Annotated in this window: 16 protein-coding genes; all 16 read left to right on the forward strand. The window is 40.5% G+C overall.

The annotated features are described in order from the left end of the window. Positions 1–18 precede the first annotated feature (18 nt). Positions 19–288: a 30S ribosomal protein S16 gene (gene rpsP, locus ABRT01_RS09700; RefSeq protein WP_269409262.1), complete on the forward strand. Its 270-nt coding sequence runs from the start codon at positions 19–21 to the stop codon at positions 286–288. A gap of 17 nt (positions 289–305) precedes the next feature. Continuing rightward, the gene (locus tag ABRT01_RS09705) at positions 306–533 is read left to right on the forward strand and encodes a KH domain-containing protein (RefSeq protein ID WP_367746924.1); all 228 of its coding nucleotides are present in this window, start codon (positions 306–308) and stop codon (positions 531–533) included. Positions 534–616: 83 nt separating this feature from the next. Continuing rightward, on the forward strand, positions 617–1,006 hold the full coding sequence (locus ABRT01_RS09710) for a YlqD family protein (protein WP_269409260.1): 390 nt from the start codon (positions 617–619) through the stop codon (positions 1,004–1,006). 14 nt (positions 1,007–1,020) lie between these two features. Then, positions 1,021–1,530 (forward strand): ribosome maturation factor RimM, encoded by a 510-nt coding sequence (gene rimM, locus ABRT01_RS09715; RefSeq protein ID WP_269409259.1) that lies wholly within the window; start codon positions 1,021–1,023, stop codon positions 1,528–1,530. After that, positions 1,530–2,270, forward strand: coding sequence for a tRNA (guanosine(37)-N1)-methyltransferase TrmD (gene trmD / locus ABRT01_RS09720; protein WP_367746927.1), 741 nt, complete (start codon positions 1,530–1,532; stop codon positions 2,268–2,270). Before rimM ends, trmD begins: the two co-directional genes overlap by 1 nt. A 158-nt stretch (positions 2,271–2,428) precedes the next feature. After that, on the forward strand, positions 2,429–2,773 hold the full coding sequence (gene rplS / locus ABRT01_RS09725; protein WP_269409257.1) for a 50S ribosomal protein L19: 345 nt from the start codon (positions 2,429–2,431) through the stop codon (positions 2,771–2,773). 140 nt (positions 2,774–2,913) lie between these two features. After that, positions 2,914–3,477 carry a signal peptidase I gene (gene lepB / locus ABRT01_RS09730; RefSeq protein ID WP_269409256.1) on the forward strand — a complete coding sequence of 188 codons (564 nt, stop codon included), beginning with the start codon at positions 2,914–2,916 and terminating at the stop codon, positions 3,475–3,477. A 10-nt stretch (positions 3,478–3,487) separates the two neighbouring features. After that, positions 3,488–4,336, forward strand: coding sequence for a ribosome biogenesis GTPase YlqF (ylqF, locus tag ABRT01_RS09735; protein ID WP_367746929.1), 849 nt, complete (start codon positions 3,488–3,490; stop codon positions 4,334–4,336). A 93-nt stretch (positions 4,337–4,429) separates the two neighbouring features. Beyond that, positions 4,430–5,200 carry a ribonuclease HII gene (locus ABRT01_RS09740; RefSeq protein ID WP_367746931.1) on the forward strand — a complete coding sequence of 257 codons (771 nt, stop codon included), beginning with the start codon at positions 4,430–4,432 and terminating at the stop codon, positions 5,198–5,200. 24 nt (positions 5,201–5,224) lie between these two features. After that, complete coding sequence (locus tag ABRT01_RS09745; RefSeq protein WP_367746933.1) at positions 5,225–5,701, forward strand: hypothetical protein; 477 nt, start codon at positions 5,225–5,227, stop codon at positions 5,699–5,701. A gap of 65 nt (positions 5,702–5,766) precedes the next feature. Next, a complete protein-coding gene (locus ABRT01_RS09750; protein ID WP_367746935.1) occupies positions 5,767–5,958 on the forward strand; it encodes an EscU/YscU/HrcU family type III secretion system export apparatus switch protein in 192 nt (63 codons plus the stop codon). Between the two features lie 32 nt (positions 5,959–5,990). Then, complete coding sequence (gene sucC / locus ABRT01_RS09755) at positions 5,991–7,151, forward strand: ADP-forming succinate--CoA ligase subunit beta (protein WP_269409251.1); 1,161 nt, start codon at positions 5,991–5,993, stop codon at positions 7,149–7,151. 93 nt (positions 7,152–7,244) lie between these two features. Then, positions 7,245–8,147, forward strand: a complete 903-nt coding sequence (gene sucD / locus ABRT01_RS09760; RefSeq protein ID WP_269409250.1) for a succinate--CoA ligase subunit alpha — start codon at positions 7,245–7,247, stop codon at positions 8,145–8,147. 83 nt (positions 8,148–8,230) lie between these two features. Next, positions 8,231–9,151 carry a DNA-processing protein DprA gene (dprA, locus tag ABRT01_RS09765; protein ID WP_269409249.1) on the forward strand — a complete coding sequence of 307 codons (921 nt, stop codon included), beginning with the start codon at positions 8,231–8,233 and terminating at the stop codon, positions 9,149–9,151. 132 nt (positions 9,152–9,283) lie between these two features. Then, a complete protein-coding gene (topA, locus tag ABRT01_RS09770; protein ID WP_367746938.1) occupies positions 9,284–11,365 on the forward strand; it encodes a type I DNA topoisomerase in 2,082 nt (693 codons plus the stop codon). A gap of 203 nt (positions 11,366–11,568) precedes the next feature. Further along, on the forward strand, positions 11,569–12,210 hold a 642-nt coding region (locus ABRT01_RS09775), incomplete at its 3' end, for a DUF4372 domain-containing protein (protein ID WP_367746940.1).

Here is a 12,210-nt window from a genome sequence, read left to right on the forward strand (position 1 = left end):
TATTGGAGGTGTAAAAACATGGCTGTTAAGATTCGTTTAAAACGTATGGGTTCAAAACGAAATCCTTTCTATCGTATTGTTGTAGCCGATTCTCGTTCTCCTCGTAACGGTCGGCAAATTGAACAAATTGGCACGTATAATCCGGTAGCCAAACCGGTTGAAGTTAAGATTGACGAAGAAAAAGCGCTTAGCTGGATGACAAATGGTGCGCAACCAAGTGATACAGTGCGTAACCTGTTCTCAAAAGAAGGCATCATGAAGAAATTTCACGACCAAAAAAATCAATAATAAGGTAGTGTGATACCATGAAAGCCTTAATTGAATCCATTGTGACACCACTTGTCGATCACCCGGATGATATCACTGTGACGGAAACAAAAGAGGAAGCCAAGATTGTTTACCATTTGACCGTCAATCAGGAAGATGTCGGCAAGGTGATCGGCAAGAACGGTCGTATTGCCAAAGCGATCCGTACGCTTGTTTATGCGGCACGGACGGACACGAACAAACGAATTTATTTGGATATTATGTAAAGGGAGAGGGAGACGGATACCCTTTCCCTTTTTCACTATAACATTGTTTGTTTTCAGATCGTTTCAGAGAGCGAGGAACAGATATGAAAATCATCAAAAAGGTTTTAATTAAACAAATTGTTACAGAGAAAAGCAAGGCCAAGCTACAAATGAATTTTAATCATCATAAAATGCGGCTTGAACAAGAGTGTCAACAGCTATTGTTTGAACAACGAAAGTTACAAAATAAATCAGGTGTTTCAAAACAAGAGGTTGCTGCTCGTTTTCAGCAGGAAATTAAAAATCGGAAAGAAAAAATGAAGTTGTTGGAGTTTAAAATAGAGCAGTTGGACATGCTGGAAATTGGCAGTGAAATTGTCGAAAAGGAAGTTGAAGCTCTTGTTGAGGTAGATGTTGGAACGCATTGGAATGAGATCATGGATGAGCGGGCAATTATCATAAAAGATGGTGTTGTCGTTCGGATTGACGAATAGCAGGTGGTGAAATAATGGAACAAATGTATAATGTCGGAAAAATCGTCAATACGCATGGAGTTCGTGGTGAAGTAAAAGTAAAACGAATTACTGATTTTGCGGAACGCTTTGCGATTGGTGAAACGCTTTATGTCATGGAAAATGGGGATTTCCTGCCACTGGTTATCGATGGTCATCGGGTGCATAAAGGGTTTGATCTTATTCACTTTGAACGATATGACAACATAAATGATGTCGAACATTTTAAAGGAGCATATTTGACAATATCGGAGGAACAGCTAACCGAGTTGGAAGAAGATGCGTACTACTATCATGAAATTATTGGCTGTGATGTCTATACAAACAGCGGGGAAAAGGTAGGTACTATCAAAGAAATTCTAGCCCCCGGCGCTAATGATGTCTGGGTTGTACAAAAGGCTAATGAAAAAGAAGTATTAATTCCGTATATTGAAGATGTGGTAAAAGCGGTGGATACAGATGAGAAAAAAGTGGTAATCGAACCAATGGAAGGATTGCTTGACTAATGCATATTGATGTCTTAACACTATTTCCAGAAATGATTGCAAACATTTTTAATTCCTCTATTTTAAAAAAAGCCCAGGAGAAGGGGAAATTCAGTTATAATCTAATCAATTTTCGTGATTTTACCGAAAATAAACATGGCAAGGTGGATGATTATCCATATGGTGGTGGCGCAGGTATGGTACTTACTCCACAGCCAGTGTTTGATGCGGTTGCTTCTGTCACAGAGAATGTAACCACAAATCCCCGGGTTATTTTGATGTGTCCACAGGGAGAACCATATCATCAGGAAAAGGCGGAGGAGTTGGCAACAGAGGATCATCTGGTATTTATTTGCGGTCATTATGAAGGCTACGATGAGCGGATTAGAGAATATCTTGTAACTGATGAGATTTCCATTGGCGACTATGTATTAACCGGGGGAGAGCTCGGTGCGATGGTTGTCATTGATAGTGTTGTCCGCCTGTTGCCAGATGTACTGGGCAATAAAGATTCAGCCCCAGCCGATTCTTTTTCTACTGGTTTGCTGGAACATCCGCATTATACCCGTCCAGCTGATTTTCGCGGCATGAAGGTTCCGGATGTGCTTTTATCGGGCAATCATGCGAAGGTTGAGCGATGGCGCAAAAAAGAATCTTTAAAACGTACGTATGAGCGGAGGAAAGAATTGATTGACCAGCAGGAGTTGTCACAAAATGATCGGGAAATTTTGGAAGAGATAAAACGTTCCAATCATGAATAGATGCCATCTCTGGAACAAATATGATGAAAGCAGTTGAACTCTTATGGCCATTATGGTATATTAATTGTTGTGCTTAAGTTACATACTTAAGCTGGATAAACGATGTTCCGCTGCCACATAGTGAGACATGAGCATTGGTTTGGAAGGAGTGAAGTAGGATGCAACAAATTATTGAAGACATCACAAAAGATCAACTTCGCACAGATCATCCTGATTTCCGCGCGGGTGACACTGTAAAGGTTCACGTTAAGGTTGTGGAAGGAAATCGTGAACGTATCCAGGTGTTTGAAGGTGTCGTGATTAAACGTCAAAACGGTGGAATTAGTGAAACATTTACAGTAAGAAAGATTTCTTACGGTGTGGGTGTTGAGCGTACATTCCCATTACATTCACCTCGAATTGCGAAAATTGAAGTTTCCCGTCGTGGTATTGTACGTCGCGCCAAACTATACTATCTTCGTAATCTGCGTGGTAAAGCGGCACGAATCAAAGAGCGTCGTTAATAATATGGGAACTTGTATGGGAGAGAGCTTGGTACTATTGCAAGCTCTTTTTCACTTTAATATCAAAAGTATTATAGTCAAAATGCTACATAATAGGTGGGAAATACAAAAATTCCTCATGACAATTGGGAAGTGGAATCATGGCCAAACGGAAGAAAAACGAGTGGTTAGACTGGATTTTGGCGTTATTGTTTGCGGTTGGACTCGCACTAGTTGTACGAACATATTTTTTTGCTCCCATTATTGTAGATGGTCCATCGATGCAACCAACTTTGCATAATCGGGATCAAATGATTGTAAATAAATTTGTCTATCGTCTACACGAACCGGAACGCTTTGATATTGTTGTTTTTCATGCAACGGAAGGCAAAGATTTTATCAAGCGTGTGATTGGCCTGCCAGGGGAGCATGTTGCAGTAAAGGATGAAGTATTATACATTAATGGAAAGCAGATTGATGAACCTTTTTTGAAGGAACAAAAAGAAAACCTGCAGCCGGGAGAAGTGCTGACAGGAGATTTTCAATTGGAAGATTTACCGGGGTCTTACCATACAATCCCTAAGGGCTACTTGTTGGTATTGGGTGATAACCGTAATAACTCCACTGACAGTCGGATCCTGGGATTGATTCCCGAAGATCGGATCGTCGGAACAACCAGTCTGATATATTGGCCAATCAGCCGTATCCAGATTGCAAAAGAATAGGGTGAACCAAATGCCAATTCAATGGTTTCCGGGTCATATGGCAAAGGCCCGGCGTGAAGTAGAAGAAAAATTAAAACTGGTTGATTTTGTCATTGAACTGGTGGATGCGCGTGCCCCGTTTTCATCGCAAAACCCAATGCTGAAGCAAGTCTTACAGAATAAACCAAAGATGATAGTCTTTATGAAAAAAGATTTGGCCGATCAACGTGAAACGGCGAAATGGCTTCATTATTTTCAAGCAAACGGGACGAAAACACTGGCTGTTAATATCGATGATAAAGCTGATATCAAACAGGTTATTCAACAGGCGAAAAACCTGGGCGAAGAAAAGATGGAAAAATTAAAGCGAAAAGGTGTTCAACCCAGAGCAGCAAGGGCGATGATTGTGGGAGTTCCAAATGTAGGTAAATCGACATTGATCAATCGACTCGCTAATAAAAAAATTGCCAAGACAGGAGATCGACCTGGTGTTACAAAACAGCAATTATGGATCAAGGTAGGTAAGGATTTTGAATTGCTCGATACCCCAGGGATTTTGTGGCCCAAATTTGAGGATGAGCAGATTGGATACCGATTGGCAGCGTTGGGGACCATTAAGGATCAACTGTTGTCATTACAGGATATTGCCGCATTCGTGATTTCTTATATGCAAAAATATTACCCGGAAATGCTGAAGGATCGGTTTGCGATTGACCATGATATGGAGGATATGTGGGAGATATTTGAAGTGATTGGCAAACAACGTGGTTGCCTGGAAAGTGGCGGCAAGGTTAATTTCGATAAAGTTGCCGACATTGTTCTCCGTGATCTCAGAACTGGCAGGTTAGGCAGGATAACCTTAGAATCCATTGAAGCGTAACTGGCATACATTTTCGGATGCATGCCAGTTTTTCTTATGCTGGTAACTTAATAAATTTAGGAATTTGCCGATAAATAAAGTAGAGGTGTAAAGATGAGTAAGCAATCTATTGATGAATTAAAGCAGTTATTTGCTAGAAATGCAGTAACGGAAACATTACTTGCGGAACTACGGTTGGATACGCGTAAAGGGGTACAACAATTAATTGCACGCCATGACCGTAATAAACAAAAAAAGCAGGAACTGAAAAAAAGATTCGTGGATATGTGCCGTTATGAGCAATTCAATTATCAAAACGGCTGTCAATATATTGCTGGAATTGATGAAGCGGGCAGAGGTCCATTGGCGGGTCCGGTCGTAGCGGCTGCAGTTATCCTGCCCCATGACTTTTCCTTACTGGGATTAAACGATTCCAAGCAACTGAATGAGGCAACACGAGAACGTTTTTTTGCACAAATCAAGGAGCAGGCAGTCAGTTATGGTATTGCGATGATCAATAATCAAATCATTGATGAGATTAATATTTTCCAGGCAACCAAACAGGCGATGTATGAAGCTATTGATCAATTGAACCCTGCTCCAGACCATGTTTTGGTTGATGCGGTACAGCTTGGAGGGTTAAAGTGTTCCGCAGAAGCAATTGTAAAAGGAGACCAAAAAAGTATCTCGATTGCCGCTGCCAGTATTTTAGCCAAAGTTACGCGAGATCAATTAATGAAACAGATACATACGGAATTTCCCTGCTATGATTTTGCGTCAAATATGGGATATGGAACGAAACATCATATGGATATGCTCCAACAGCATGGAATTTCCCCGTACCATCGCAAATCGTATGCTCCAGTAAGAAACACAGCTACATGATGCTTGTTGGAATGAGGTGGTATCATGGACCTTTCCCACATGCAAGGCACACCAAGTGTTCATAGAACTGAAACGATTCCTGTATTAAAACAGGAGCAAATTATTCAAGGGAAAGTTCTTCAGTTATATCCGAACAATAAGGCACAAATCCAGCTGCAATCACAATCAATGGTTGCCCAATTGGAGGCTCCGTTAACAGCCGGAAAAACCTATTATTTTCAGATTGGAAAGAAAGATGATCTCATACGGCTCAAAGTGCTTAAAAACAAAGTTAATGGTCAAGAGCAAAACGACACCATCGATTTGCTGCAACAATTCGGGTTAAAGGCGATCAAACCAAACAAGGCTTTTCTTGGATCACTTCTAAACAAAAAGATTCCTTTTGATATAGAACAGAGAACACGCCCAAAAAATATTACATTTTATCAATGGATTGCAAATAGATTCAGTGCAAGAGTCAGCCGGTTTCATAATGTTCAGCTCATGCGGTTGATGATGTAGAGCCTATGAAACAAGGAGTGGATTTGCGAATATGACAAAGCGGAAAAAGGCTGCGACATTACATTATGACAACAAATCTGATTATGCCCCGAATTACAGCAAGTGGTAAAGGGCTTATTGCTGAAGAAATGATTAAAAAGGCAAAGGAAAATGATATCCCGGTACAGAAAGATCCATCTCTTGCGGAACTTTTGACAGATCTAAATATCAATGAGGATCCTTATTCTTGTGAAATTTGTTGGTTTTTAATACAATAGATTTGCAGCGAAATTTGATTGGAGGATAAAGGATGAACATTCATGAGTATCAAGGCAAAGAAATTTTGCGAAACTTTGGCGTAAACGTGCCAAATGGCCATGTTGCATATACTGTCGATGAAGCAGTTGAAGCTGCCAAAAAACTGGGAACGTCTGTTACTGTGGTCAAAGCACAAATCCATGCCGGGGGCAGAGGTAAAGCCGGTGGAGTTAAAGTTGCCAAAAATTTGGATGAAGTGCGTACATATGCTGATGAAATATTAGGAAAAACACTTGTTACGCATCAAACTGGTCCGGAAGGCAAGGAAGTCAAACGCTTGCTTATCGAGGAAGGATGCGATATTAAAAAAGAATACTATGTTGGTGTTGTTCTTGACCGCGCAACATCTCGTGTTGTTATGATGGCATCAGAGGAGGGCGGCATGGAAATTGAAGAAGTTGCTGCCGAAACGCCGGAAAAAATATTTAAAGAGGTCATTGATCCTGTTGTAGGACTCAGCCCTTATCAAGCACGCAGATTAGCGTTTAACATCAATATACCGGATGAACTGCTGTCAAAGGCAGTTAAATTCATGACCGGACTTTATCAAGCATTTATTGAAAAAGATTGTTCTGTTGCCGAGATTAACCCACTTGTAACAACTGGTGATGGACAAGTGATGGCTCTTGATGCCAAATTGAATTTTGACGATAATGCCATTTTCCGTCAAAAAGATATACAAGATTTACGGGATTTGGATGAAGAAGACGAGAAGGAAATTGAAGCATCCAAGTATGATTTAAACTATATTGCTTTGGATGGTAATATCGGCTGTATGGTTAATGGAGCAGGACTTGCTATGTCAACCATGGATATTATCAAATATTATGGCGGTGATCCGGCTAACTTTCTTGATGTTGGGGGCGGTGCTACTGCAGAAAAAGTTACCGAAGCATTCAAGATCATTTTGTCCGATTCCCATGTAAAAGGGATTTTTGTCAATATTTTTGGCGGAATCATGAAATGTGATGTTATTGCTGAGGGTGTTGTCGAAGCTACCAAACAAGTTGGCCTGAAATTACCATTGGTTGTACGTTTGGAAGGTACCAATGTTGATTTGGGCAAGAAAATTCTGGATGACTCAGGATTAAACATTACCTCTGCAGATTCCATGGCCGATGGGGCAGAAAAAATCGTTTCATTGGTCAAATAAAGATCAGATAGGCGACTGTTTAGTTATGTTAACCTGTTTGACCTTTAACCATTATTTTCAAAGTGCATCATTACGCGGAAAGGACGGACGAAAATGAGTATATACATTAATCAGGATACAAAAGTAATTGTCCAGGGAATTACCGGTGGTACGGCTAAATTCCACACAAAACAAATGCTTGAATATGGTACAAAAATCGTCGGTGGTGTGACACCGAAAAAAGGTGGTACAGAGGTAGAAGGTGTGCCTGTCTTTAACACAGTAAAAGAAGCTGTTGACCAGACAGGGGCTACGGCATCTGTTATTTATGTGCCTGCACCATTTGCAGCTGATGCCATTATAGAGGCAGTAGACGCAGAATTAGATCTGGCTATTTGTATTACTGAACATATTCCTGTTTTAGATATGGTGAAAGTAAAACGATACATGGAAGGCAAGAAAACACGTCTGATAGGGCCGAACTGTCCTGGTGTCATTACACCGGAACAATGTAAAATCGGCATTATGCCTGGATACATTCATAAAAAAGGTCACATCGGGGTTGTTTCCCGTTCTGGTACCCTGACCTATGAAGCGGTACATCAATTATCGGAAAAAGGTTATGGCCAATCTACTGCAGTAGGGATTGGCGGCGACCCTGTTAATGGCACAAACTTTATCGATGTATTATCAGCATTTAACGATGATCCCGATACCGAAGCAGTTGTGATGATTGGTGAAATCGGTGGTACTGCTGAGGAAGAAGCTGCAGCATGGATAAAAGCAAATATGAAAAAACCTGTTGTTGGCTTCATTGGCGGCGCAACTGCACCTCCAGGAAAACGGATGGGTCACGCCGGCGCGATTATTTCCGGTGGTAAAGGTACTGCTGAAGAGAAAATGCGTGTTATGCGTGAATGTGGCATTAAAGTTGCGGAAACACCAGCTGTTATGGGTGAAAAAATGATTGAAGCACTAAAAGAACGTAACTTGGACGAAAAATGTAAAACGCATTAATCATTAGGGTCTGTCTCAGAGAATGGGTCAGACCCGTTCTATCAAAGATTTTAAAAACCCAATGATATGAAGGAAGTGATGTATTGAAAATATTACGAAAAAAACTCATTCATCTTCACCGCTGCCGTGGAGTAACCAGGAATACGATCAACCGTATGCTCAAGCTCGACTGCCCCCTATCTGATCTCTACAAACTTTCTTCTGCAGAACTTGGTCAACGATACGCACTCCCCGATAAAAAAGCCCAATTACTTTATTTTGACCTTCATAATCAGCAAATCCATCAATCACTAAAACAGGATATTAATCAGTTTTCGATATTGACAATAGTTGACGAAACCTATCCGGATATGCTAAAAACTATAAAAGACCCGCCGCTGGTTCTTTATGCTTTGGGTGACCTGTCGCTGTTAAAGCATAAACCCTCCCTAAGTGTTATTGGTACAAGAAATCCATCGACAAATGCCTACCGAAAAACAGCCTTTATTCTCCAACCGTTGATGGAAAGAGATTTCCTGATTGTCAGTGGTATGGCACAAGGAATTGATGCGTATGCACACCAAATCGCACTAAAACATACCGGAAAAACAATTGCTGTTTTGGGGAACGGTTTTCATCACATTTATCCGAAACAAAACATAGCATTATTTCATAAGTTGGTGCAACATGGATTGCTATTGTCTGAATACCCACCTGATACACGACCGGAACGATATCATTTTCCGGAAAGGAATCGGATCATTAGCGGGCTGAGTTATGGAACATTAGTTATTGAAGCGCGTGAACGGAGTGGGACACTGATTACCGTTGATCAGGCGCTTGATCAGGGAAGGGAAGTGTATGCGGTACCGGATTCCCCGCTACTACCACAAACCGCGGGTTGTCATCAGATGATTCAAGATGGGGCAAAACTGGTTACCAATGCATCTGATGTAATGGAAGATTGGGAATCAATGAAGCATATTTTTATGGAAACCGAGCATAAAGATATGGGTAACCCGTGATGAAAATGGAAAAGGCGATTTCATCATGTTTGACAAATGTGGATGATATATTTACTATTAGTGGAGATTTCCAATTGATAGAGGATTGTATACTTTAATTGGGTTACCTCAGTTTGGGAGGAGAAAGCAGATATGTCAGATTATCTAGTAATCGTTGAATCACCTGCCAAGGCAAAGACGATTGAACGATACTTGGGAAAAAAATATAAAGTAGAGGCATCCATGGGACATGTTCGGGACCTGCCGAAAAGTCAAATGGGAGTGGATACCGAAAACAACTTTAAACCAAAATATATTACAATTCGCGGAAAAGGCGATGTATTAAAAAATTTGAAATCAGCTGCTAAAAAGGCAAAAAAAGTCTATCTTGCGGCCGACCCTGATCGAGAAGGGGAAGCAATTGCCTGGCATTTGGCTCACAGTTTGAACATTGATGAACACTCAGATTGCCGGGTAGTCTTTAACGAAATTACGAAGGATGCAATAAAAGAATCATTTAAGCACCCACGATCCATTGATACCGACCTGGTAGATGCCCAGCAGGCAAGACGGATTTTGGATCGGCTGGTTGGTTATAATATCAGTCCATTATTATGGAAGAAAGTAAAAAAAGGTTTAAGCGCCGGACGTGTGCAATCGGTAGCTGTTAAAATGATTATCGACCGGGAGAAGGAGATTGAAAACTTCAAGCCGGAAGAATATTGGTCAATCGAAGCAAATTTCTTAAAGGATGGAGAAACATTCGAAGGCTCATTTTATGGGATCGATAATGAGAAACAGGAGCTAAAAACGGAAAGTGATGTTAATGAAATTTTAAAGAAAATAACGGAAGATAAAACCTTTCTTGTTGACCAGGTCAAAAAGCGGGAACGGAAACGAAATCCCGCATTGCCGTTTACAACATCATCTTTGCAACAGGAAGCAGCAAGAAAATTAAATTTCCGTGCCAAAAAGACCATGATGGTAGCTCAGCAGCTATATGAAGGAATTGACCTGGGGAAAAAAGCTGGTGGAATTACCGGTTTAATCACATACATGCGTACGGATTCCACACGTACCTCGGATACCGCCAAAGCTGAAGCGAAAGAATACATTGAGGAAAAACACGGAAAAAATTATTTGGGGATGCAGAAAAAGGTAAAACAAAAAGAAGGATCACAGGATGCCCATGAAGCAATCCGTCCTACGTCAGTAAACCGTGATCCCAAAACACTAAAATCGATATTATCCCGTGATCAATACCGGTTGTATAAATTAATCTGGGAACGATTCCTGGCAAGTCAAATGGCACCTGCAGTAATGGATACGATGACTGTTCAACTAATAAACAACGGTGTGGAATTTCGTGCTACCGGTTCCAAGATTAAATTTAAAGGTTTTAGAAGTGTATATATAGAAGGAACAGATGACAATAGCAAACAGGAAAATAAATATTTACCCGACTTGCAGGAAGGAATGGAAGTGAAGGCTAACGACATCATCCCTGATCAACACTTTACCCAGCCACCTCCACGATATACAGAAGCAAGACTGGTAAAGACAATGGAAGAACAGGGAATCGGTCGTCCGTCTACCTATGCCCCCACACTTGATACGATTCAGCGTCGGGGGTATGTCTCCATTGATAATAAGCGATTTATTCCAACTGAGCTCGGTCAAATAGTTATTGAGCTACTGCAAGAATTTTTTCCACAGGTTATTGATCTTGATTTCACCGCTAAAATGGAGGAGGACCTTGACTCCATTGAAGAGGGGAAAGCAGATTGGATCGCCGTTTTAGACGAATTTTACCAGCCGTTTAGTAAACGATTGGAAACCGCGGAACAGGAAATGGAAAAAATCGAAATTAAAGATGAACCAGCAGGGATTACCTGTGAAAAATGTGGACATGAAATGGTATATAAGATGGGGCGGTATGGAAAATTCCTTGCATGTTTCAACTTCCCGGAATGCCGTAACACCAAGCCCATTCTCAAAAAAATTGGTGTGACTTGTCCTAAATGTAAAAAGGGCGACGTGGTGGAACGAAAATCGAAAAAGAATCGAAAGTTTTACGGCTGTGACCGTTTTCCGGAATGCGATTTTGTTTCTTGGGATAAACCAATTTCCCGACCGTGTCCTAAATGTAGCTCTCTGCTGGTCGAAAAGAAAAAGAAAAAAGAAACGCAAATTCAATGTACCAATTGCGATTATAAAGAGGAAACGCAAGGTTAAACAAGCCGCCCGATAAAATGGGCGGCTTTATTTTTGTTTAGGAAATTATCACTAGCGTTGCATAAAGTTTTTCTACAAATGTCAAGAAAAATATTTAGTTGGAACATTAGGAATAATGGGAGTTTTCACTACAAAAGTCTATAAAAAACCTTATAATAAGGGAATGGTAGTCCTGTCCAAATCCCAAATTATAAGGAGAACTCATGGACAATCATACCATAAAAACTGTATTCAAGGAATACATTCATCCATTAGATTCAAAAGTAACCCAAAAAATGGTCGATCACGCAGAACTTGATAAGTATGTTAAAAAGCTTGATCTACTAACGTTTACCAATGCTTTTATCTATGCACAACTGAAAAACTTAGATAGTTTAAAACGAATAAGCAATACGATTAAACGCAAGAAAACAGTTCAAAGGCTAGTAGGTATTGAAAATATTAGTAAGTCACAGCTTTCTCGAAAAAACAGAAGTATCCCACATGAAATTTTTGAAGTGATTCTACATCATTTAATTCAGAAGTTGCACCATATACTTGGACCAAGAATGGTAAGTAAAGAACTTGATAAGCTTCATTTGATTGATTCATCAACCATATCCATGTGCCTCAGTCAATATGAATGGGCAGATTTTCGAGAAACAAAATCTGGAGTGAAGATGCATACTTCCATTTCCTTTTGCGATGGCATTTCTTACCCAAATAAAGTAAATCTTACTCCGGCAAGACCTGCGGATGAAACACAGCTGGACGCATTGATTGTAGCGGATAAAAATGTGCTGCATGTGTTCGACCGTGGCTATTTCAACTTTGAAAAGTTTGAAGCCTACTCGAAAGCTGGTATT

This window comes from Lentibacillus sp. L22, from assembly GCF_040812445.1.
Taxonomy (GTDB): domain Bacteria; phylum Bacillota; class Bacilli; order Bacillales; family Amphibacillaceae; genus Lentibacillus_C; species Lentibacillus_C daqui.